The 21,560-nt window shown below is 67.8% G+C and carries 18 protein-coding genes and 1 pseudogene; 14 read left to right on the top strand and 5 right to left on the bottom strand.

The features are described 5' to 3' along the window. Nucleotides 1-77: 77 nt before the first annotated feature. The 6 genes from ASD15_RS29545 to ASD15_RS29570 all read left to right on the top strand — a co-directional run bounded on the left by ASD15_RS29545 (nt 78) and on the right by ASD15_RS29570 (nt 3,934). A complete protein-coding gene (locus ASD15_RS29545) occupies nt 78-1,685 on the top strand; it encodes a hypothetical protein (protein WP_157201193.1) in 1,608 nt (535 codons plus the stop codon). Beyond that, nucleotides 1,657-2,061, top strand: a complete 405-nt coding sequence (locus ASD15_RS29550; RefSeq protein WP_057158585.1) for a thiol-disulfide oxidoreductase DCC family protein — start codon at nt 1,657-1,659, stop codon at nt 2,059-2,061. Before ASD15_RS29545 ends, ASD15_RS29550 begins: the two co-directional genes overlap by 29 nt. A gap of 155 nt (nt 2,062-2,216) precedes the next feature. Beyond that, the gene (locus tag ASD15_RS29555; protein ID WP_057158586.1) at nt 2,217-2,642 is read left to right on the top strand and encodes an organic hydroperoxide resistance protein; all 426 of its coding nucleotides are present in this window, start codon (nt 2,217-2,219) and stop codon (nt 2,640-2,642) included. Between the two features lie 105 nt (nt 2,643-2,747). Next, nucleotides 2,748-3,059, top strand: coding sequence for a DUF4148 domain-containing protein (locus tag ASD15_RS29560; RefSeq protein ID WP_057158587.1), 312 nt, complete (start codon nt 2,748-2,750; stop codon nt 3,057-3,059). Between the two features lie 70 nt (nt 3,060-3,129). Then, nucleotides 3,130-3,441 carry a DUF4148 domain-containing protein gene (locus tag ASD15_RS29565; protein WP_057158588.1) on the top strand — a complete coding sequence of 104 codons (312 nt, stop codon included), beginning with the start codon at nt 3,130-3,132 and terminating at the stop codon, nt 3,439-3,441. Between the two features lie 40 nt (nt 3,442-3,481). Beyond that, nucleotides 3,482-3,934 (top strand): GNAT family N-acetyltransferase, encoded by a 453-nt coding sequence (locus tag ASD15_RS29570; protein WP_057158589.1) that lies wholly within the window; start codon nt 3,482-3,484, stop codon nt 3,932-3,934. Nucleotides 3,935-4,006: 72 nt separating this feature from the next. Here the strand turns inward: ASD15_RS29570 and ASD15_RS29575 are convergent, their stop codons facing one another. Next, nucleotides 4,007-5,359 carry a PAS domain-containing sensor histidine kinase gene (locus tag ASD15_RS29575; RefSeq protein ID WP_057158590.1) on the bottom strand — a complete coding sequence of 451 codons (1,353 nt, stop codon included), beginning with the start codon at nt 5,357-5,359 and terminating at the stop codon, nt 4,007-4,009. Next, nucleotides 5,349-6,770: a sigma-54 dependent transcriptional regulator gene (locus tag ASD15_RS29580; protein WP_057158731.1), complete on the bottom strand. Its 1,422-nt coding sequence runs from the start codon at nt 6,768-6,770 to the stop codon at nt 5,349-5,351. Before ASD15_RS29580 ends, ASD15_RS29575 begins: the two co-directional genes overlap by 11 nt. Nucleotides 6,771-6,998: 228 nt before the next feature. Here ASD15_RS29580 and ASD15_RS29585 point away from each other — a divergent pair, with 228 nt between their 5' ends. The 5 genes from ASD15_RS29585 to ASD15_RS29605 all read left to right on the top strand — a co-directional run bounded on the left by ASD15_RS29585 (nt 6,999) and on the right by ASD15_RS29605 (nt 15,213). Further along, nucleotides 6,999-8,282: an efflux RND transporter periplasmic adaptor subunit gene (locus ASD15_RS29585; protein ID WP_229418384.1), complete on the top strand. Its 1,284-nt coding sequence runs from the start codon at nt 6,999-7,001 to the stop codon at nt 8,280-8,282. Nucleotides 8,283-8,311: 29 nt separating this feature from the next. Continuing rightward, entirely contained in the window at nt 8,312-8,992 is a 681-nt protein-coding gene (locus ASD15_RS29590; protein ID WP_057158592.1) for an ABC transporter ATP-binding protein, read from the top strand. Beyond that, the gene (locus ASD15_RS29595; RefSeq protein WP_057158593.1) at nt 8,989-11,421 is read left to right on the top strand and encodes an ABC transporter permease; all 2,433 of its coding nucleotides are present in this window, start codon (nt 8,989-8,991) and stop codon (nt 11,419-11,421) included. The genes ASD15_RS29590 and ASD15_RS29595 overlap by 4 nt, the downstream gene beginning before the upstream one ends. A gap of 16 nt (nt 11,422-11,437) precedes the next feature. Continuing rightward, the gene (locus tag ASD15_RS29600) at nt 11,438-13,837 is read left to right on the top strand and encodes an ABC transporter permease (protein WP_057158594.1); all 2,400 of its coding nucleotides are present in this window, start codon (nt 11,438-11,440) and stop codon (nt 13,835-13,837) included. Between the two features lie 143 nt (nt 13,838-13,980). Further along, a complete protein-coding gene (locus tag ASD15_RS29605; protein ID WP_057158595.1) occupies nt 13,981-15,213 on the top strand; it encodes a DUF4382 domain-containing protein in 1,233 nt (410 codons plus the stop codon). A 68-nt stretch (nt 15,214-15,281) separates the two neighbouring features. On the opposite strand, the gene ASD15_RS32820 is transcribed toward ASD15_RS29605, so the two are convergent. Together ASD15_RS32820 and ASD15_RS29615 are read right to left on the bottom strand one after the other, a co-directional pair. Further along, on the bottom strand, nt 15,282-16,088 hold the full coding sequence (locus tag ASD15_RS32820) for an FKBP-type peptidyl-prolyl cis-trans isomerase (protein ID WP_162249956.1): 807 nt from the start codon (nt 16,086-16,088) through the stop codon (nt 15,282-15,284). 131 nt (nt 16,089-16,219) lie between these two features. Continuing rightward, nucleotides 16,220-18,097: a potassium transporter Kup gene (locus ASD15_RS29615; RefSeq protein WP_057158597.1), complete on the bottom strand. Its 1,878-nt coding sequence runs from the start codon at nt 18,095-18,097 to the stop codon at nt 16,220-16,222. Between the two features lie 175 nt (nt 18,098-18,272). Here ASD15_RS29615 and rarD point away from each other — a divergent pair, with 175 nt between their 5' ends. Beyond that, the gene (gene rarD / locus ASD15_RS29620; RefSeq protein ID WP_057158598.1) at nt 18,273-19,175 is read left to right on the top strand and encodes an EamA family transporter RarD; all 903 of its coding nucleotides are present in this window, start codon (nt 18,273-18,275) and stop codon (nt 19,173-19,175) included. Here rarD and ASD15_RS29625 read toward each other — a convergent pair. Then, nucleotides 19,172-19,969, bottom strand: a complete 798-nt coding sequence (locus ASD15_RS29625; protein ID WP_057158732.1) for a helix-turn-helix domain-containing protein — start codon at nt 19,967-19,969, stop codon at nt 19,172-19,174. The two genes, rarD and ASD15_RS29625, sit on opposite strands and share 4 nt — an antisense overlap. A gap of 130 nt (nt 19,970-20,099) precedes the next feature. Between ASD15_RS29625 and ASD15_RS29630 the strand changes: the two genes are divergently transcribed. Together ASD15_RS29630 and ASD15_RS33930 are read left to right on the top strand one after the other, a co-directional pair. Then, nucleotides 20,100-21,134: an alpha/beta fold hydrolase gene (locus tag ASD15_RS29630; protein ID WP_057158599.1), complete on the top strand. Its 1,035-nt coding sequence runs from the start codon at nt 20,100-20,102 to the stop codon at nt 21,132-21,134. 233 nt (nt 21,135-21,367) lie between these two features. Continuing rightward, nucleotides 21,368-21,484: pseudogene (locus ASD15_RS33930) on the top strand (DUF5710 domain-containing protein); the annotation flags it as partial. Between the last annotated feature and the right edge of the window lie 76 nt (nt 21,485-21,560).

Here is a 21,560-nt window from a genome sequence, read left to right on the forward strand (position 1 = left end):
TCATGAAACCTGTTCGTTGCGGTGGACGGGCGGCGCGGCCGGCGGTTAGTGTTGAATGTCACGGACAAAGGAAGCCCATGGAACCGTCAGCTTATGGTGCGGCAAAACCGTCCGGCATGCCGCTAGCGCCGGCGGCCGACGCATTCGTCATCGCCAGCGTTGCCGTGCTCTCGGCAGCCGTGTTCCAGGCCTATTGGCTGCTGGAGGACGTGCTGCGCTGGTACCCGTCCACCACGCTGCCGGCGCTGATAGCCGTGGCGGCCGCCTGCCTCGCCGCCTCCGGCGTCAGCTACGCTTCCGTGCCGCGCCCGCTCGCCACGCTGATGCGCGGCGTGGGCATGGCGTGCGGCGTGTACAGCCTGCTGCTCTACCCTTCGCTGCCCGCCGTCGCGCACGATTTCAAGGGCTGGAGCCAGTCCATTCTCAACCTGGCATGGCTGATGGCCGCAATGGCGGCGCTGCTGTCCATGCGGCGCCCGGCCTGGCTGCTGTACTGCGGCTTCTACATTTACTGGATCAAGCACGCCGCCGGCTACATCACCGGCTTCTCCTTCCACACCCTGCTCGACGTCAATCCGATGATACAGCTGCCGGTCTACCTGTCGTTGTCGGTGCTCACGCTGGAACTGGCGAAGCGGCGCTGGCCGGCGACCTGGCCCCGCATCGGCGGCAGCGCGCCTTACTGGACCATACTGTTCATCGCCATCGCCATGCAGGCGGCAAACTATTTCCATTCATCGCTGGCCAAGGGCGGCCTGGACGGCGGCGTGCTGGACTGGGCGCTCAATAACGAGAACCGCAACATCTACCACGTCGCGCTGCACAACAAGCAGCTGCTGTGGGGCGACTGGAGCGCGCTGACCGGCGCGGTGTCGGCGCTGCTGCAGGTGGCGGGACGGCCGTTCGCAATAGGCGTGTTCCTGATCCAGCTGGCGGCAATACTGGTGTTCGCCAACCGGCGCTTGCTGCTGGTGCTGTTTGCCTTGTTCGACCTGATGCACATCGGAATCTTTGTGCTGGTGGGCGCCAATTTCTGGACCTGGTTCATGGTGAACCTGTCCATCATCGCGGCGGTATCGCAACTGCCCCGCGACGCCTTCAACTGGCGGACCGGCGCGGCGGGCGCGCTCGCCATTCTGCTGTCGCCGCTGTTCGCCAACGTCGCCAAGCTGGGCTGGTATGACAGCCTGGCGGTCAACACAGTCCATTTCGACGTGGAACTGGCGGACGGCAAAACCGAGCGCATGCCGTCCACCGCGTTCGGCTTTTACTCCTACCCGATCTCCCACATGAGCTTCGGCCTGCCACCCGGGAAATACCTGCCCACCGCGACCAACGGCGGCACGTTCTCGTCCGCCATCCGGCGCCAGTCCTACCGCTGCGCTTTCGCCAGCGCGGCCCCGGCCACCGGTGTTGTATGGGACGGTGCAAGCGTGTCCGCCTTCATCCGGGCTTACCATCGGCAGGTATTGAACAAGGCGGGGGCCGGCGGGCGCTGGTCGAACACGGCCTACCCGCACCACTTCTGGAGCGCGCCATCGGTGGAGAAGGCGTTTGCCGGGGTGGACATGCGCCGCGTGCGCGCCTACCGCATGGTGATCGACTCGGTGTGCCTGGACCCGGACACCGGCGCAGTGAAAAGAAAGGTCTACCGCAATGAATACCGAATCGACCTTGCAGGCTGAGTTCCCCGGCGGCCTGGTGATCGTCTACGACGGCGAGTGCCCGTTCTGCTCCAACTACGTGCAGGTGCTGGCGCTGCGCGAGGCAGCCGGCCCGGTGCGACTGGTCGACGCCCGCAGCGACGCCGCGCTCGCCGCCCGGCTGCGGCGCGGCGGCTACGACCTGAACGAGGGCATGGTGGCCCTGTACGGCGGCGGCGTCTACTACGGCGCGGACTGCGTGCACCTGCTTGCGTTGTTGAGCACGTCCCCCGGCGTGTTCAACCGCGTCAACAGCGCGGTGTTCCGCTCGCGCACGCTGTCGCGCCTGCTCTATCCCGTGCTGCGCTGCGGCCGCAACCTCACCCTCAAACTGCTGGGACGCCGCAAGCTGCCCTAAAGATTTTTCAAAAATATTTAAAATATCGCTTGCTATTACATAGCGCACGATATAAAGTAAGCACATCGGCGCTGCAAACACAGCGCGACGCAGCAAAAAGTAGGGCACGATTTAATAGATAGCAATCTAACTTAACCCACAGCAAAGGAAACATCATGTCGATCAAACAAGTCCTGTACCGCGCAACTTCCAAAGCAACCGGTGGCCGTGAAGGCCGTGCGGTCTCCTCCGACGGCGTGCTGGACGTCAAGCTGACCACCCCGAAAGAACTGGGCGGCGCAGGCGCAGTCGGCACCAACCCTGAACAACTGTTCGCTGCCGGCTACTCGGCGTGCTTCCTGGGCGCCATGAAATTCGTCGGCGGCCGCGACAAGATCGCCGTGCCGGCGGACGTGTCGGTGGAAGGCACCGTGGGAATCGGCGCCATCGAAACCGGCTTCGGCATCGAAGCGGAACTGAAAATCTCGCTGCCAGGCCTGGACCGCGAAACCGCTGAAAAGCTGGTCGCCGCAGCCCACATCGTCTGCCCGTACTCGAACGCCACCCGCGGCAACATCGACGTCACGCTGACCATCGTATAAAGCAAGCCTTGCTGCTACCGCCAAGGCGGTGGCAGCGGCCTGGAAGGCGCTGAAATAAGTAGCGCACAATTAAATAGATACCAATTTAAACTTAGGAGAAATACCATGAAAGCATCCATCCTGTCCGCCGCTGCCGCCATCCTGACCCTGAGCGCCGGCGCCTATGCCGCCGAACCCGTCAACAGCGGCGAAGGCTATCAGGGCTACACCAGCGCTGTGTCGTCGGTCTCGACCCGCACCCGCGCCGAAGTGAAAGCGGAAACCATTGCCGCCCTGCGCGACGGCCTGATCCTCAGCGGTGAGGCCTATCCGGGCACACTGACCGCCCCAGCCAAGGTACCGGGCAAAACCCGCCAGGAAGTGCGCGCTGAACTGGCCCTTGCCATCCAGACCGGCACCCTGCCACGTTACGAGTAAGCCCGCATAGGCAGCGCAGCCAATAAGTAGTTAGCGATTTAATCGAACACAATTAATTAGGAGCATTATCATGAAAGCATCTATCCTGTCCGCCGCCGCCGTCATCATCGCCCTGACCTCGAGCGCTTATGCAGCCGAACCCGTCAACAGCGGCGAAGGCTACCAGGGCTACACCAGCGACGTATCGTCCACCTCGACCCGCACCCGCGCCGAAGTGAAAGCCGAGACCATCGCCGCCCTGCGCGACGGCCTGATCCTGAGCGGCGAAACCTACCCCGCCAGCATCACCGCACCATCCCAGGCGCAGGGCAAGACCCGCCAGGAAGTGCGCGCCGAACTGGCCCAGGCGATCAAGGCCGGCACGCTGCCACGCTATGAGTAAAGCCCCTTACAATGGTTGCTTCTTTCCCGCAGAGGCAACCATGATTGAGTGGCAATGGCTTGAGTTTGAACACATTCCGCGCGGCGACCTGTATGAAGTGCTGCGCCAGCGGCAAGAGGTCTTCGTGCTGGAACAGAAATGCCTGTATCCCGATATCGACGGATACGACCAGGCGGCGCATCATCTGATGGCCTGGCACGTCGTTGACGGCAAACGCCAGCTGGCAGCCTATCTGCGCTGCATCGCTCCCGGCGTGAAATTCCCTGAAATGTCTTTGGGCCGTGTCTTGACGGCGTCGTCCGCGCGCGGCAGCGGCATTGGCCGCCAGTTGCTGGAAGAAGGCATCCGCCGCGCAGAAGCGCTGCATCCCGGCCACCGCTTCCGCATCGGCGCCCAGCTCTACCTCGAAAAATTCTACGGCAGCTTCGGCTTCGCGCGCGCCAGCGAACCGTATGACGAAGACGGCATCATGCACATTGACATGCTGCGCTAGCCACCGCCCCCCTACTGCGTTCAACTTGCGTTCAACTTCTCATCACGTTCGCGTTACGTGAAATGACCCGCGTTAAAACGTGATGACGAAGCGCGCGCCGGCGCCTACCGGTTTGGCGTAGCGCACCATGCCGCCGTTGGCGTGCACCAGGTGGCGCACCATGGCCAGGCCGATGCCGCGCCCCTGCTTCTTGGTCGAGAAAAACGGCGTGAACACTTGCGCGGCCAGCTCCTGCGGCACGCCGGGGCCGTTGTCGGCCACTTCGATGCGCAACCGCCCACCACGGCTCAGGCGCGCGCTGACCTGCACTTGCGGCTGCGGCGTGGCGGCGGTGGCTTCGGCCGCGTTCTTCAGCAAATTGATCAGTGCCTGCTCCAGCTGGCCGGGGTCCATCATCACGTCCAGCGAGGCCGGTTCCACCGAAAAATCGGCGCGGCCGCCGCGCGCCAGCCACTGCGGCGCCATCAGCATGGACAGGCGCGCGAACAGCTCGCCCAGGTGCACGCGTTCAGGCTGCGCCTGCGGCACGCTGGACAGGCTGCGGTAGCTGGCCACGAACTCCACCAGGCTGGCGGCGCGGCGCGCGATGGCGTCCAGCGCCGTGCCCAGGTCGCCGCTCACGTCCGGCGCCAGGTCGGCCCTGGCTTCCTCCAGCAGGTCGCAGGCGGTGCGCGACAGCGAGGCCACCGGGGTGAGCGAATTCATGATCTCGTGCGTGAGCACCTGCACCAGCTGGCGCCAGGCGTTCATCGCTTCGGCTTCCAGCTCGCTCTCGACCGGCATCAGCGCGGCCAGGCGCTGGCCGGCGCCTTGCAAGGTCAGCGCCGTGACGGCGGCCAGCGCGCGCTCGGTGCCGCGCTCCGATTCAAAGCTCACCAGCTCGCGGCGCTCGGCCGTTTGCGCGGCCAGCAGCTGCGCCAGCTGCGCCGGATCGCTGGCGCGGCCGGGGGCGAGCAGGCGCCGCGCGCTGGCGTTCAGTGGCGTCAGCGCGCCCGGTCCGTTCAGGTGGGCGATGGAGAACAGCGCGATCGGCGCATGCTCCAGGCGCGCCTCCAGCGCCTGCGCCGCATCGAGCAGCGCGCGCCGGTCTGGCGTGAGTCCCCACGCGCCATCCGTGGCTGTGGCCGTGGCGTGGGCTGTGGCCGTGGCGTGGGCCGTAGCCGTGGCGTTGGCGTTGACCGTAGCCGGTGCCGATCCCGATGCCAACAGGAGAGAGAACGCCGGCGCTGCGCCTCGCGCCACCGGGGCGGCACGCAGGCGGCGGTGGAGCAGGCAGGCGGGGACAATGGCGGCGAGCCCGCACAGCACTTGCATGCGCGGCGAGCCGGCGTATCCGGCGGCGGCGTAGCTTAGCGCCATCAACGCGGCGGCGCTGCCGTAGCCGGCGGCCCAGCTGGCGAACTTGCCCGGCCGCTCAGATGCCATGCTTGCCCAGCTTGCGGTAGAGCGCGGCGCGGCTGACTCCCAGCATGCGGGCGGTGTGACTGATGTTGCCATTGGCGGCGGCCAGCGCGGCGGCGATGGCGTCGCGCTCAAGGGCGCTCAGGGTCAGGTCGTCGCCCGCAGCGGACGGTGCGGCGTCGAGGCGGATGGGGGCGTTGGCGATAGTGTTGCCGGGAGCGTTGGCGGGAGCGCTCGCGGCGATGCTGGCGGAGGCCGGGCCGGTGAGGCCGAAGTCGTCGGCCAGGTATTCGCTGTCGCGGCCCAGGATGACGGCGCGTTCGCAGGCGTGGCGCAGCGCGCGCACGTTGCCGGGCCAGGGGTGCGCAACCAGCCAGGCCAGCGCCGCGGCCGACAGCGCCCGCGCCGGACGCTGGTACTGGCGCTCATAGGCGTCCAGGTAGTGGCGCAGCAAGCCGGGGATGTCTTCGCTCCGTTCGCGCAGCGGCGGCACGCGGATGACGATGGTGTTGAGCCGGAACAGCAGGTCGGGCCGGAATTCGGCCGGGTCGAACAGCCGCACTTCATCCAGGTTGGTGGCGCTGATGATGCGCACGTCGATGGCTTCCGGCTTGTCTGCGCCGATCGGCGTCACTTCGCGGCGCTCCAGCACCGTCAGCAGCTTGGCCTGCGCGGCCAGCGGCATATTGCCGATTTCGTCGAGGAACAGCGAGCCGCCGCGCGCGGCCTGGAAGCGCCCGGCGCGGTCGGCCTTGGCGTCGGTGAAGGAACCCTTGCGGTGGCCGAACAATTCGCTCTCGAAGGTGGATTCGGGCAAGGCGCCCATGTCCACCGCGAGGAAGGTGCCATCGGCGCGCTGCGAGGACAGGTGGATGGCGCGCGCCACCAGTTCTTTGCCGACGCCGTTTTCGCCCAGCACCATCACGTTGGCGCCGGTGGGGCCGACGCTGGCGATCATCGCTTTCACGCTGCGCATGGCGGGCGAGTCGCCCATCAGGGCGGCGCTGGCGTCGTCGGCGTTGCCGGCCGCAAGCCGCGCGGGCAACTCGGCGGCGCGGCGCGCCAGCGCGGCATCGACCGCGGCCACCAGGCGCGCGTTGTCCCATGGCTTGGTGATGAAGTCGCAGGCGCCGCGCTTCAGCGCTTCCACCGCCAGCGGCACGTCGGCATAGGCGGTGAGCGCGATCACGGCGCAGCGCTGCGCACGCAGCTTGTCCAGCAATGCCAGGCCTTCGGCGCCGTCGATGCGGCCGGGGGTGAAATTGAAATCGAGCAGGACCACGTCGGGCACGCCGCGCGCGAGGAAGGCCGGCAGCTGCGCCGGGTCGTTCAGGGTGGCGACGGTGCCGTAACGCCGCCGCAGCAGCATCTGCGCGGCACAGGCCACGTCGGTGTCGTCGTCGAGTATCAGGATGTGTGCTGTGGTGTCGGCCATGTGGCGCATTCTAGCAGCCTGGATCGCCTTGCGGAGCAAGGCTTTCCGCGCATTTCGACGCATTTCCGCAACCCGGAAGCGCACTGTCCGTTTCCGAACACCCGGCACTGTCCGCATGCGGACAAGGGCCGGCCGCATGCGCCGCGAAACCGGGTGGATACGCCATTTTCGGCAGCTGGCACAGGCCTTGCAAAGGCTCAGTCCATCGTCACCTGTTTGCGAAAAAAAATGAACACTCCCCAGCCTAAACTCGTCACCGGCGCCGCCATGGATACCATCGTGCCCAAGCGGCGCGGCAAGGCGATTGCGCTCGCCGCCGCAGGCGCGGCAATGGTGGCCGCGCTGGCCTTCGCGCTGTGGCACTGGATGCCGCGCGGCCTGCAGGTGACTGCGGGCGAGTTGCGCATCGCCGCCGTGGAGCGCGGCGTGTTCCGCGACGATATCGTGGTGCGCGCCACCGCGCAGCCGCTGCAGTCGGTAATGCTCGACTCGGTGGAGTCCGGCCGCATCGAGGAGGTGCATGCGCGCGACGGCGACCTGGTGAAACAGGGCCAGCTGCTGTTCCGCATCTCCAACCCGCAGCGCAACCTGGAGCTGCTGGCGCGCCAGGCCGAACACGCGCAGCAGATTTCCAACCTGTCCAATCTGCGCGTGGCGCAGGAAGCCAGCCGCAGCGACCACCAGCGCCGCCTGGACGATCTCACCTTCGCCATGGAGCAGGCGCAAAAGCGCCATGCGCGCGAAGAGAAACTGGCGGCGCAGGGCTTCCTGTCTCCGGTGGCGCTGGAGGAATCGGCGGACCGCCTGGCGCAGCAGTGGCGCGTGCTGGCGCAGGCGCAGGCCAGCGACGATACCGACCGGCGCGTGCGCGGCACCGCGCTGGCGCAGCTGGACAAGGCGCTGGACGGCTTGCAGTCCGGCCTGAAACTGGTGAGCGCCACGGTGGAGGCGCTGGCGGTGCGCGCCCCCAGCGCCGGCAGGCTGACCGACTTCCGCCTGCAGGTGGGCGAGTCCATCGCCACTGGCAAGCACGTGGGCCGCATCGACGACCCGGCGCGCTTCAAGCTGTCGGCCGAAGTGGACGAGTACTACCTGAAGCGCGTGGCCGTGGGGCGCCACGGCAGCGTGCAGATGGACGGCCGCAGCTACGCGGTGGATGTCTCCACCATCTACCCGCAGATCAAGGAAGGCCGCTTCACCGTGGAACTGACGTTCAAGGCCGCGCAGCCGGAAGCCCTCAGCCCCGGCCAGAGCGTGGACGCGACCATCACGCTGGGCGAGCCGGCGCCCGCGCTGCTGCTGCCGAACGGCGCCTTCCTCAACGACAGCGGCGGCACCTGGGTCTTCGTCGTGACGCAGGATGGCGGCGTGGCCGAGCGGCGCGCCATCCGCAGCGGGCGCCGCAACAACGGCCAGCTCGAAGTGCTGTCCGGCCTGGCCGTGGGCGAGCGCGTGATCGTGTCCGGCTATACGGCCTATGGCGATTCACCCAGGCTGCAAATTTCCAAGTAAGCTCTTCACCAACGAAAAAAGGAACTCCCATGCTCAAGCTTTCAGGCGTCAGCAAAACCCACCTGGCGGGTGAAATCCAGACTACCGCGCTGGACCGCATCGACCTGCAGATCGACGCCGGCGAATACGTGGCCATCACCGGTCCTTCCGGCTGCGGCAAGTCCACTTTGCTGAGCCTTCTCGGCCTGCTCGATGTGCCCAGCAGCGGCGAGTACTGGTTCGAGGGCAAGAACGTGGCGGGCTGGAGCGAGGGCAAGCTGAACGAACTGCGGCGCGGCCGCATCGGCTTCATCTTCCAGAGCTTCAACCTGATCGAGGAGCTGAGCGTATTCGAGAACGTGGAACTGGCGCTGGAGTACACCGGCATGGCCAAGGCCGAGCGCAAGGCCAAGGTGACGGCCATGCTGAACAAGCTGGGCGTGCTGCACCGCGCCGGGCACCGCCCGTCGCAGCTGTCCGGCGGCCAGCAGCAGCGCGTGGCGATCGCGCGCGCGCTGGTGTCCGGCCCGGCGCTGCTGCTGGCAGATGAACCGACCGGCAACCTGGATACGGCGCACGGCGACGAGGTGATGCGCCTGCTGCGCACCATCAACGCCGAGGGCACCACGGTGGTGATGGTGACCCACTCGCCGGCGCACGCTGCGCAGGCCTCGCGCACGCTGAACCTGCTGGACGGCCGCATCATGGTTGACGCGCTGCGCGCCGCATGAAAGCCTCCGACTTCCGCATCGGCTGGCGCCTGCTGCTGCAGGAGCGCGGCTATTCGGCGGTGACCATCCTCGGCCTGGCGCTGGGCTTCGCGGCCTGTTTCCTGCTGATGGCCTACGTACAGTTCAGCTTCAGCTACGACAGCCACGTGCCGCTGGCCGAACGCGTTTACGTGGCGAAGAACCGCCTCAACATCCTGGAGCGCGGGGGCTGGTTCGAGAACACGCCGATCAACCTGCTGGCCGTGGCCGAAGGCAGCCCGCTGGTGGAGGCCGCCGCCGTGGCGCTGACCGGCTCGGCCACACTACGCCAGGACGGCATGCTGGCCAACCTGGACTTCGTGCTGGTGAGCACCGCCATGCCGAAAGTGCTCGGCCTGCGCGCGCTGGAAGGCGACCTGGATGCCGCGCTGCAGCGGCCCGACAGCGTTGCCCTCACCGAGAGCAAGGCGCGCCAGCTGCTTGGCGCCACGCGCGGCGTGGTGGGCAGGACACTGGCCATCGAGAACCTGCAGTACAGGGTGGCCGCCATTGTGGCCGATCCGCCGGCCGCCACCACCCTGCCCTACGCGGCGCTGATGGGCACCGCCAGCCAGCTGCTGCCCGAAGCCATGCACAAGCGCCTGGACAAACGCCAGCCATCCAACTGGGGCGGCATCATCTCCCGCCTGTATGTCCGCCTGGCGCCGGGCGCCACGCCGCAGGCCTTGCAGCGCGTGATGCAGGACGCGTCTAGCCGCTCGCCGTTCGCCAGCTCGCTGGCGCCGGACGTACTACAGCGCCTGAAAGGGCGCCCGCCATCCGACATCGGCCTGGTCTCGCTGCGCGGCTGGTACTTCGACCCCGACCTGGCAGGCAGCGGCAGCGCCCGCCATGGCGACGCCAAGCTGGTGCTGGGCGTCGCTGCCGTCGGCGCGCTGGTGCTGCTGCTGGCTGCCATCAACTACGTCAACCTGGCCACCGTGCGCGTGATACGGCGGCGCGCGGAAATCGCCATGCGCAAGGTGCTGGGCGCCAGCCATGCGCGGGTGGCGGCCATGCTGATGGCCGAATCGCTGCTGGCCAGCATCCTGGCGGCCGCCATGGGCCTGCTGCTGGCCTGGCTGCTGCTGCCCGGCTGCGCGCAGCTGCTGAACCGGCCGCTGGCTACTGTGATGGGGCTCGGCGCGGTGCTGGCGGCGCTGGCCGTGGGCGCGGCCACCGGCGTGCTGGCCGGCCTGCATCCGGCCTGGCTGGCGCTGCGCGTGCGGCCGGCCCAGGCCTTGGCCGCGCGCGGCGGGCAGGAAACCCATGGCGCCACCTGGATGCGGCGCGCCGTCACCATCTTCCAGATGACCTGCGCCATGGGCCTGGTGGCCACCACGCTGGCGGTGGCATGGCAGACGCGCTTTGCCAGCAACGCCAATCCGGGCTTCGACCCGCGTCCGCTGCTGGTGCTGGAGCTGCCCTCGCTGATGTGGGAAGGGGACGCGCCGCGCCAGCTGCACGAGGCCCTGCTCAGGGTGCCCGGCGTGCAAGGCGTCACCTACTCGCCGGTACCTGCGGGGCGCTACTACCTGGGCCTGAACAACCCGGTGCGCACCGCCGCCGGCGTCTCCGCCACCCTGCAGCAGCGCGCCGTGTCGCCCACTTTCTTCCAGGTGTACGGCGTGGCGCCGCTGGCCGGGCGCGGTTTTGATCCGCAGCGCGAGCAGGAAGGCAACGACAAGGCCGTGGTGCTGAACGCGGCCGCCGCAAAGGCGCTGGGCTTCGCCTCGCCGCAGGCGGCCGTGGGCCAAACCGTCACGCTGGAAGGCCGCAAGGGCGATATCCAGCCGGTGGTGATCGGCGTGGTACCGGACCTGCGCTACCAGTCGCTGCGCGAAGCGCCGGCCCCGGTGCTGTACATGAACAACCGCAACGCCTCCGTGCTGACGGTGCGCTACAGCGGCAGCATGGCGGAGCTGGAACGCGCGGCCGACGCGCTGTGGCGGCAGTACTTCCCGGACGCCATTCCCGACATGCACCGCGCCGCAAGCTACTTCGCCGACAACTACGACGACGACGCGCGCCTGGCGGCCATGCTGGCGGCGGGCAGCGCGATGGCCCTGCTGCTGTCGGCCTTCGGCATCTACGTGCTGGCGGCCTACAACGTGCAGCGGCGCGCCAGAGAGATCGTGCTGCGCAAGCTGTACGGCGCGCCGCGCGGCGCCGTGGCGCGCCTGCTGGGCAGGGAGTTTGCCTGGATGGCGGGCTGCTCCGCCTTGCTCGGCCTGCCGCTGGCCGCCCTGGCGATCCAGCGCTACCTGTCCGAGTTCGCCGAGCAGGCGCCCATCGGCGCCTGGACGCTGCTGGCGGCGCTCGGCGCGGTGCTGGCCGTCGCGCTGGGCGCCACCATCCGCCACACGCTGGCCGCGCTGCGCATGTCGCCGGCGCTGGCCCTGCGTACTTGAAGCCCAAGGAGCAAGCATGCAACTACAAGACTTCCGTATCGGCTGGCGCCTGCTGCTGCAGGAACGCGCCTATTCCGCCGTCTCCATCCTCGGCCTGGCGGTCGGCTTCGCGGCCTGCTTCCTGCTGCTCGGCTTCGTGCACTACTGCCTGAGCTACAACAGCCAGGTGCCGGACGCGCAGCGCGTGTACTCGGTAAAGCAGCGCATCAACGTGTTCCCGCGCCCGGACTGGGCCGAATACGCCGGCCTGCCGCTGCAGGCCGCTGCCACCGCCAGCGGCATGGTGGAAGCGTCCAGCATCGCCAAGCAGCTGGAACTGCCGCTGTGGCTCGGCGCCCAGCGCCACGAGACCGAGCTGCGCGTGGTCAACCCCGCCTTCGAGGCGCTGTTCGGCCTGCGCGCATTAGAGGGCGACCTGCAGGCGGCGTTGACGCAGCCGGACGGCATCGCGCTGACCGCCAGCAAGGCGCGCGCCATCTTCGGTTCGGAACAGGCGCTGGGCCAGCATCTGCGCCTGCGGCGCGAGACGCTGCAGGTGCGGGCGGTGCTGCCCGATCCGCCGGCCAATTCCACCTTGCGCTACGAGGCGCTGGTCGGCAGCGCCAGCACCGGCTGGTCCGAGAAAGAGCGCGGCGACCACACCACCAATTTCCAGCGGCGCGGCGGCATTTACCTGAAGCTCAAGCCGGGCGCCGCCCCGGCGCAGCTGCAGCGCCAGTTGCAAAACGCCGTCAACGCCAGCCCGCTCGACACCACCTGGCGCACCGGCCCGATGGGCAAGAAGCTGGACGGGCGCAACGTGACCGACGTGGCCATCGTGGCCATGCCCGAGGTGTACTTCGACGAAGGGCTGGCCTCGGGCCGCAGCGGCGGCGACTACGGCCAGCGCGGCAGCGTGTTCGCGCTGGCCGGCATCGCGCTGCTGATCCTGCTGCTGGCGGCCAGCAACTACGTCAACCTGGCAACGGTGCGCACCCTGCGCCGCCAGCGCGAAATCGGCATGCGCAAGCTGCTCGGCGCCAGCCACGCGCGCCTGGCGCTGCAGTTCCTCTCCGAGTCCTCGGTGGTGGCGCTGCTGGCCACCGTGCTGGGCCTGGGCATGGCCTGGCTGTGCCTGCCCATGTTCAGCGGCCTGGTGGCGCGCCAGCTGGACAGCCTGTTTTCGCCTGCCAGCTGCGCGCTGGCCTTGCTGGGCGGCTTGCTGACCGGCCTGTGCGCCGGCGTCTACCCGGCCATGCTGGCCATGCGCGTGCGCCCGGCTGCGGCGCTGGCCGGACGCGGCGACCAGGAAACGGCCGGCGGCCTGTGGCTGCGCCGCGTGCTGACCGTGCTGCAGTTCGCCACCGCCATGGCGCTCAGCGGCGCCACGCTGGCCATCGCCTGGCAGGCCGACTACGCCAGCAAGGCGGACCGCGGCTTCGATCCGGCCGGCATGCTGATCCTGGACTTGCCGCAGGAGACCGGCAAGCCGGCCACGGACGGCTTCGTGCAGGCACTGGCGCGCATGCCGCACGTGCAAGGCGTGGCCGCCATGTCGGAGGCGCCGGGCCGCGACCGCTCGAAGAGCATTTCCGCCATCCCCAGCCGCAACGGCGACACGGTCAGCCTGGAGTACCGCACCATCAGCCCGGAATTCTTCCAGGTCTATGGCCTGAAGGCGCTGCACGGCCGCCTGTTCGACCCGGCGCGCGACGACGACAAGACGCCGGCGCGCGTGATCAATGCGGCGGCCGCCCTGGCGCTGGGCTTTGCCACGCCGGAAGCGGCGGTGGGCCAGTTCCTCACCAGCGGCGAACGCTCGATCCAGATCATCGGCATCGCGCCGGAGGTGCGTTACCAGAGCCTCAAGCAGATGACGCAGCCGATGGTGTACCGCCTGGCCCCGGCACAGGTGCTGGCGGTGCGCACCAGCGACAGCCTGGCAGCCGCGCATGCCGCCATCGCGCCGCTGTTCAAGCAGTACTTTCCGGACAGCGTGCTGGAGCTGCAGACCGCCAGCAGCCTGTTCGGCCTGGCCTATGCGGACGACGTGCGGCTGGCGCGCATGCTGGCCTCCTCCAGCCTGATCGCGGTGGCGCTGGCGGCATGCGGCATCTATGTGCTGTCGGCCTACAGCGTGCAGCGCAGCCGCAAGGAAATCGTGCTGCGCAAGCTGCACGGGGCCGGACGCGGCGCCATCGCGCGACTGGTGGGCAGGGAGTTCGCGGTGCTGATCGCGGCCGGCGCCGCGCTGGGCCTGCCGCTGGCGGCGCTATCCATCCAGCGCTACCTGGCCGGCTACGTGGAGCGGGCCCCGATGGGGGCCTGGCCGCTGCTGGCGGCGCTGGGCCTGGCTGCGCTGGTGGCGCTGCTGGCCACCGCCCGCCACACGCTGGCGGCGCTGCGCATGTCGCCGGCCCTGGCGCTGCGCAGCTAGCGGCGCTGCCGTGTAAATGATATAACTTGCAATCCGCTATGTGCGACAACGCACGTAGCGGCCTCTGCTGCAGGCTGATAATGGCCAGATAGCGAGCTCCTCGCTATCGAAGCCGAAGACCGCCACCGACAGAGAGGTCCACCATGAAGACACTTGCATATTCCCCCCTACTGCGCACCGGCGCACTGGCTGCGGCCAGCGCCCTGGGCCTCACCCTGGCCGCCTGCGGCGGCGGCGGCGGTGGCGGCACCACGCCGCCGCCGGTCACCCTGGGCACGCTGGGCGTGTCGCTGACCGACGCCCCGGCCTGCGGCTTCGACGCCGTCAACGTCACCGTCAGCAAGGTGCGCGTGCACCAGAGCGCCACCGCCGGCGACACCGACAGCGGCTGGAGCGAAATCGTGCTGTCCCCGGCCCGCAAGATCAATCTGTTGAACCTGGCCAACGGCACGCTCGACGCGCTGGGCCAGACTTCGCTGGCGGCCGGCCGCTACACCCAGCTGCGCCTGGTGCTGGACGCCAACACCGGCAGCGGCCTGGCCAACTCCGTGGTGCCGTCCGGCGGCACCGCCGTAGTCTCGCTGGAAACCCCCAGCGCGGTGCAGAGCGGCATCAAGCTGACCAGTGAATTCGACGTGGCCGCCGGCCAGCGCGTGGACCTGGTGCTGGACTTCGACGCCTGCAAATCAGTGGTCACCCGGGGCAACGGCAAGTACGCGCTGAAACCGGTGGTCAAGGTGGTCCCGACCGCGCTGAACGGCATCAGCGGCTACGTCGCCACCAGCCTGCTGGGCAGCCGGGTGATGGTGAGCGCGCAGCAGAACGGCGCCATCGTCAGCGCCACCGTGCCCAACCCCGCCACCGGCGAGTTCGCGCTGACGCGCCTGCCGCTCGGCAATTACGACGTGGTGGTGACGGCCGACAGCCGCGCCGCCGCCGTGATCGGCGCGGTGCCGGTGACCAGCACCAGCGCCATGGTGCCGGTCAGCCAGGCCGCCACGCCAATCGGGCTGCCGGCCTCGCTGACCGGCAGCATCGCCGGCACCGTGACGCTGGCGCCGGCCAGCGCCACCGAGGCCGCCTACGTGGCCGCCAAGCAGACCTTTGCCGCCGGTCCGGTGGTAACCATCAAGTACCAGGGCGCGGACTTGGCGAGCGGCGCCTACACGCTGGCCGGCCTGCCGCTGGCCGCGCCGCTGTACGCGCCGTACAGCGCCACGCTGCCGCTGACCTTCGCCAGCGCCGCCACGGTGCTGCCGGGCGTGGGTAAATACCAGGTGGACGCCACCGCCGCCGGCTACGCGCGCCAGAGCGCCGCCTCGGTCGACATCACGGCGGCCAACCAGGCCGGCGTCAACTTCACGCTGGCGCCGTAAGCCGGCGCCATGCAAAAAGGGCGGCTTGTCGGCCGCCCTTTTTCATGGGTCGCGTTGCAGACCCGGGATTACTTGACCGCCAGCAGTTCGATATCGAAGATCAGCGTGGAACCGGCCGGGATCGAGGTCTGCGCGGTGAAGCCGTAGCCCAGTTCAGGCGGGATGATCAGGGTGCGCTTGCCGCCCACTTTCATGCCCACCACGCCGCGCTTCCAGCCTTCGATGACACTGCTGCTCAGCGTGAATTCGAACGGCGTGCCCTTGTCGACCGAGCTGTCGAACTTGGCGCCGTGCTGGTCGGCGGCGGTCTTGTCGTAGATCCAGCCGGTGTAGTGCACGCTCAGGGTCTTGGTGGCAGCGACTTCGGCGCCGGTGCCGATCACCTTGTCGATGATGGTGACCTGGGCCGACGGCGACGGCTTGGAAATGCCCAGTACCGTGATTTCCATGACCACCGGGGTGTTGGCAGCGACCTTGTTCGGCGTGTAGGTCTTGTTTTCGAAGGTGTACACGCCGTAGGCCAGGTTGGTCGGCAGCACCAGCTGCACGGTGCCGCCCTTGCGCATGCCGATCACGCCCTGGTCGGCACCCGGCAACCAGCGGCCGGTGCCGATCGCGTACACCGCCGAAGGCGAACCGTCCACCTGGGCGCCGCGCGAATTGGGCTTGGTCGAGTCGTACAGGAAGGTCGAATAGCTCACTTGCACCAGGTCGTTGGCCACTACCGGATCGCCGCTGCCGGCTGCCAGTTCGGTTTTGGCGTAGGCCGGCTGGGGCGGCAGCTCCTCGGTCTTGGTGGTGCTGGCAGGCGAGCCGCACGCGGTCAGTGCCGCTACGCAGGCGAGCGACGCGATCAGTTGGAACATCGATTTCATGATTACCTTTGTATTGTTGAACATGTAACTTGCACTGCGCTGGCACTCCATCCGTGCGCCGTCGGAGCAGAAGTGTATCAGACTGCAACGGCGCCTTTTCAGGCAGAACATTCAGTTACAAATTGCCTGTCTCAAATTTCCACCTGCGTACCCAGTTCGATCACCCGGTTGGGTGGAATCTGGTAATAATCCGCCGCCGCGCGCGCGTTGCGCGACATGGCCACGAACAGGCTCTCGCGCCACGACGCCATGCCGGCGCCCGGAGTGGAAATGACGGTCTGGCGCGCGATGAAGAAGGAGGTTTCCATCATCTCGAACTCCAGGCCGTGCTTGCCGCACAGCGCCAGCACATTCGGAATGTCCGGTTCGTCCTTGAACCCGTACTGCACGTTGACCTGGTAGCACTGGTGGCCCAGGTCGATGATCTTGACCTGCTCCTCCGGCGCCACCCACGGCTCCTCGACGATGTGCACGGTGATGAACACCACGCGCTCGTGCAGCACCTTGTTGTGCGACAGGTTGTGCAGCAGCGCGTGCGGCACGCCGTCGCTTTCGCCGCGCAGGAAGATCGCGGTGCCGAACACGCGCACCGGCGGCGCCATGAACAGCGAGGACAGGAAGGCTTCCAGCGGAATGGCGTGCTTTTCCAGGTTCTTGAACACCAGGTCGCGGCCTTCGCGCCAGGTCAGCATGATGGTCAGCAGCACGCCGCCCAACAGCAGCGGGAAGAAGCCGCCGTGCAGCAGCTTCAGCGTGGAGGCCGAGAACAGCATGATGTCGATGGCGATGAAAAAGCCGGTGGCGGCGAAGCTCAGCACCAGCGGCAAGTGCCAGCGGTAGCGGATCACGAAGAAGGTGAGGATGGTGGTGCACAGCATGGTGGCGGTAACGGCAATGCCGTAGGCGCCGGCCAGCTTGTCGGACGAACCGAAGCCCACCACGGCGATCAGCACCACCACCAGTTGCAGCCAGTTCACGGCCGGGATGTAGATCTGGCCGATCTGGCTTTCCGAGGTGTGCATGACGCGCATGCGCGGCAGCAGGCCCAGGGCGATGGCCTGCTTGGTCATGGAGAAGGTGCCGGAAATGGTGGCTTGCGAGGCGATCACCGCCGCCATGGTCGACAGCACCACCAGCGGGTACACGCTCCAGCTGCCCAGTTGCTGGAAGAAGGGATTGGAGATGGCTTCGGGGCGGGTGATCAGCAGCGCGCCCTGGCCCAGGTAGTTCAGCGCCAGCGCCGGCATGGCGACCAGAAACCAGGCCATGCGGATCGGCTGCTTGCCGAAGTGGCCCATGTCGGCGTACAGCGCCTCGGCGCCGGTGAAGGCCAGCACCACGGCGCCCAGCGCCACAAAGCCGCTGTATTTATTCTCCAGCATGAAGCGGAAGGCGTGCAGCGGATTGAGCGCGGCCAGGATTTCCGGCGCCGCCACGATATTGACCACGCCCATCGCCGCCAGCGCGGCAAACCACACCACCATGATGGGGCCGAAGAAGCGGCCGATGCCGGCAGTGCCGTGCCGCTGCACCGCGTACAGCGACACCAGCACGATGATGGTCAGCGGCACCACGTACTGCTCCAGCGCCGGCGCAGCCACTTCCAGGCCTTCAATCGCGCCCAGCACCGAAATGGCGGGGGTGACCACGCTGTCGCCGTAGAACATGGTGGCGCCGAACACGCCCAGCAGCAGCAGCGGGCCGTGCCAGCCGGAGCGCTTGCTGACCGAATTCAGGGCCAGCGCCATTAGCGCCATGATGCCGCCCTCGCCGCGGTTGTCCGCGCGCAGCACCAGGCTGACGTATTTGAGCGAAACGATCATGGTCAGCCCCCAGAAGATCAGGGAGATGATGCCCAGCAGGTTGGGGGTACTCAGCGCGAGCCCGTGTTCGGGGTCGAAGATGGTTTTGAGGGTGTACAGGGGACTGGTGCCGATATCGCCATAGACGATGCCGACGGCAGCTAGCGTCAGTGCGACGAGGCTGCTTTTCTTATGTTCCGACGTCAAGATTGCACCTGAGTTTGTTCTGGTGCGTTGCACAATAGGCCAACTATGGTCAATTTGCAAGTGCATTCTGGCATGGCCGGACTCCGCTGTTTTTGGCGTCCATTCTACCGCCGCCAGCGCCGGATGGCGTTTTCCCGGATAATGGCAGACCCGCCGCCCCATATCCAGTCAACCCATGAACACCGGCATCCTGTACGCCACACTCGCGTTTTTCTGCTGGGGCCTGTTCCCCCTGTATTTCCATGCCCTCGGCGAGGTGCCGCCGATCGAAATCCTGGCCCACCGCATGTTGTGGTCGCTGCTGTTCCTGGCACTGGTGCTGACCGCGCGCGGCCAGTGGCGCTGGCTGCCGGACGTGCTGCGCAAGCCGCGCGTGGTGGCCAGTTTTGTTGCAAGTGCGGTATTGCTCACGGCGAACTGGTTCGTCTATATCTGGGCCGTCAACAATGGCCACGTGATCGACGCCAGCCTGGGCTATTTCATCAATCCGCTCGTCAACGTACTGCTGGGCCTGCTGGTCTTGAAGGAAAAGATGCGGCGCGGGCAGTGGATCGCCGTCGGCATCGCGGCCTGCGGCGTGGCCTGGCTGACCTGGCAGGCCGGCCAGCCGCCGTACATCGCGCTGATCCTGGGCATCACCTTCGGCGGCTACGGCTTGCTGCGCAAGACGGCGGCGCTGGCGGCGCTGGAAGGCCTGTCCTTCGAGACCATCATCCTGTTCCCGCTGGCGCTGGCCTATGTCATCTGGCTGTCGCTGCACGGCCAGAACACCTTCATCAACGCGCCGCACGACAGCACCCGCTGGCTGCTGGCGGCGGCCGGCCCGATCACCGCCATTCCGCTGCTGATGTTCGCCGCCGGCGCGCGCCGCATTCCGATGGGCGTGCTGGGCATGCTGCAATACCTGTCGCCCACCATGCAGATGCTGCTGGGCGTGTGGATCTTCCACGAAGCGTTCTCCGCTGAGCGGCTGGCCGGCTTCATCGTGATCTGGAGCGCGCTGGGCATCTATATGGCCGAGGGGCTGTGGGCCTCGCGGCGGGCCACCGCGGCGGCCGGCGCCAAGGCCGCCGGCTAGCGCAACCGGCGGCAGAATGCCGCCGTCCGCGCGTCGGCCGGAAAGCAGGACTCGATGTGCAACTCGGCCAGCGTGACGTCGCGCGGGGTACCGAAGGTGGTGATGGTGGAGAAAAAGCCCAGCTGCTCGCCATGGCGGTCGAACGAAGTGGTCAGCACCGGCGCCGGCGCGCTGTCCGGTGTGCGGTGGCGCCAGTGGCGGGGCACACCGGGATAGGCCAGCATTTCATCCAGCAGCGCCTGCGCCTTGCCGTCCGCCGGCGCGGCCGCTGCCTCGTTTTGCAGATGGCGCAGCAGGTTGCCGGCCAGTTCCTCCCAGTTGGCGAAGGCGGGGCGCAGGTCGTCCGGATCGAAGATCTGCCGCAGCATATTGCCGTGCTTGCTGTCCCGTCCGCCCAGCATGAAGCGGTTGAGCTTTTTCGCCGCCTCGTTGGCCATGAGCACGTCCCAATGCTTGTTGAGCAGAAAGGCAGGATAAGGCTCCTGTTGCGCCAGCATGGCTTCCACGGCGTAGCGCATTTGCGCCAGCTTGGGCGCGTCCAGCCCGGTTTCGGGATAGACCGGGGCGAAGCCGCCGGCCACCAGCAGCGCATTCCGTTGCCGCAAAGGCACTTCCAGGGTATCGGACAGGCGCGCGATCATGTCGCGGCTGGGCTGGGCCTTGCCGGTTTCCACATAGCTCAGGTGGCGCGCAGAGATATCGGCCTGCAGTGCCAGGTCGAGCTGGCTCAGGCGCCGCACGATGCGCCACTCGCGCAACATGGCGCCGACTGCTGCTGGGGTTTTGTTTTCCATGCAAGCATTGTAATGAAGCGCGTGGCCAGCTTCCATAACCTCCGAAGTCATGTTTTCATGACGCCGCGCGGCATTGCGGCCCGCCGGCGCGCGCGCGAAGATGCAGCCCTGACCATACGAGGAGCTGACCATGCAACGCAGAGACTTCATCGGACTTACCCTGGCTGCCATGTCGATCACGGCGCCGCACCAGGCAGCGGCGACGGCCACCGCGTCAAGCACCGCCGCAGCGCTCAGCCTGCCGCAGGCGGCGCAGCCAGCCGGACCGCACGCTCCGCTATCGGCCGCCGGGTTTCATGCGGCACGCCGCTTCGCAGAGACGCGTTTCGGCCGCATCGCCTACGTGGAGCGCGGCAGCGGCGAGGCGGCGTTGTTCCTGCACGGCTTTCCCCTCAACAGCTTCCAGTGGCGCGGCGTGCTTGCCCCGCTGTCCACGGCCCGCCGTTGCATCGCCCCCGATTTCCTCGGCCTGGGCTACACCGAACCCGCCCCCGGCCAGGAGGTGGGGCCGGACGCGCAGGTGGCGATGCTGATCGCCCTGCTCGACCAGTTGGCGGTCGGCAAGGTGGACCTGGTGGCCAACGACAGCGGCGGCGCCGTCGCACAGCTGTTCATGACGCGCCACCCGGACCGGGTGCGCACCCTGCTGCTGACCAATTGCGACAGCGAAATCGATTGCCCTCCCGAAGCCCTGAAGCCGGTTATCCAGATGGCGCACGCGGGCACTTTCGCCGACGCCTGGCTGGCCGCCTGGGTGGCCGACAAGGAACTGGCCCGTTCCCCGCAGGGCCTGGGCGGCCAGTGCTACCAGGATCCGCGCCAGCCCAGCGACGAAGCCATCGACACCTATCTGCGTCCGCTGGTCGCGTCGCCGCAGCGCAAACAGCTGGTGCACGCTTACGCCATCGCACTGGAACGCAACGTGCTGGCCGGCGTCGAGGCGGGGCTGAAAGCGTCCGCCATCCCCACCCGCATCCTGTGGGGCAGCAGCGACACCATCTTCTCCCCGGCCGGCGCCAACTACCTGGACCGCACGCTGGGCAGGTCGCAAGGCGTGCTGCGCCTGGCGGGCAGCAAGCTGTTCTGGCCAGAGGAACGGCCGGAGGTGATCGTCGCCGAGGCACGCGCACTGTGGAGCGGCGCCCGGCCGCCATATAATACATAGCCCGACAGTCCCCATGCAGAAAGCCCATGACCAGCACTCCGCCGTTTGACCCGCCATACAAGACCAGCATCGTCCTCGCAGACGGCAGCGTGAAATGGATGGACGTCCGCGCCGACGGCTCCATGGTGGAGACCAGCGCGCCGGCGGCGATGCCGCCCGCCGGCATGGCCGGCGCCGATGCGCCGGCCCAGCGCGCCGGCCAGCCCGGCCAGTCCGCGCGCGCGGTCACGGTGCTGAACGTGCCGTTTGCCGAAAAGGACGAGGCCAAGCAGCTCGGCGCCCGCTGGGACCCCAAGCGCCGCAAATGGTACGTCCCGCCGGGCGTGGACGCGGCCCTGTTCGCCCGCTGGACCGCCTGATCGCAGCCGGAACGCCAGCCAAACGCGCTGAAACCAGCTGAAACTAGCTGGATGGCGGCGTTTGGCG

It is taken from the genome of Massilia sp. Root351 (assembly GCF_001425045.1).
Lineage (GTDB): Bacteria > Pseudomonadota > Gammaproteobacteria > Burkholderiales > Burkholderiaceae_D > Rugamonas.

Bases quoted from the DNA above. Each gene is read 5' to 3' on its own strand.
- ASD15_RS29545 (WP_157201193.1), top strand. From the start codon at position 78: ATGGAACCGTCAGCTTATGGTGCGGCAAAACCGTCCGGCATGCCGCTA.
- ASD15_RS29550 (WP_057158585.1), top strand. From the start codon at position 1,657: ATGAATACCGAATCGACCTTGCAGGCTGAGTTCCCCGGCGGCCTGGTG.
- ASD15_RS29555 (WP_057158586.1), top strand. From the start codon at position 2,217: ATGTCGATCAAACAAGTCCTGTACCGCGCAACTTCCAAAGCAACCGGT.
- ASD15_RS29560 (WP_057158587.1), top strand. From the start codon at position 2,748: ATGAAAGCATCCATCCTGTCCGCCGCTGCCGCCATCCTGACCCTGAGC.
- ASD15_RS29565 (WP_057158588.1), top strand. From the start codon at position 3,130: ATGAAAGCATCTATCCTGTCCGCCGCCGCCGTCATCATCGCCCTGACC.
- ASD15_RS29570 (WP_057158589.1), top strand. From the start codon at position 3,482: ATGATTGAGTGGCAATGGCTTGAGTTTGAACACATTCCGCGCGGCGAC.
- ASD15_RS29575 (WP_057158590.1), bottom strand. From the start codon at position 5,359: ATGGCATCTGAGCGGCCGGGCAAGTTCGCCAGCTGGGCCGCCGGCTAC.
- ASD15_RS29580 (WP_057158731.1), bottom strand. From the start codon at position 6,770: ATGGCCGACACCACAGCACACATCCTGATACTCGACGACGACACCGAC.
- ASD15_RS29585 (WP_229418384.1), top strand. From the start codon at position 6,999: ATGAACACTCCCCAGCCTAAACTCGTCACCGGCGCCGCCATGGATACC.
- ASD15_RS29590 (WP_057158592.1), top strand. From the start codon at position 8,312: ATGCTCAAGCTTTCAGGCGTCAGCAAAACCCACCTGGCGGGTGAAATC.
- ASD15_RS29595 (WP_057158593.1), top strand. From the start codon at position 8,989: ATGAAAGCCTCCGACTTCCGCATCGGCTGGCGCCTGCTGCTGCAGGAG.
- ASD15_RS29600 (WP_057158594.1), top strand. From the start codon at position 11,438: ATGCAACTACAAGACTTCCGTATCGGCTGGCGCCTGCTGCTGCAGGAA.
- ASD15_RS29605 (WP_057158595.1), top strand. From the start codon at position 13,981: ATGAAGACACTTGCATATTCCCCCCTACTGCGCACCGGCGCACTGGCT.
- ASD15_RS32820 (WP_162249956.1), bottom strand. From the start codon at position 16,088: ATGAAATCGATGTTCCAACTGATCGCGTCGCTCGCCTGCGTAGCGGCA.
- rarD (WP_057158598.1), top strand. From the start codon at position 18,273: ATGAACACCGGCATCCTGTACGCCACACTCGCGTTTTTCTGCTGGGGC.
- ASD15_RS29625 (WP_057158732.1), bottom strand. From the start codon at position 19,969: ATGGAAAACAAAACCCCAGCAGCAGTCGGCGCCATGTTGCGCGAGTGG.
- ASD15_RS29630 (WP_057158599.1), top strand. From the start codon at position 20,100: ATGCAACGCAGAGACTTCATCGGACTTACCCTGGCTGCCATGTCGATC.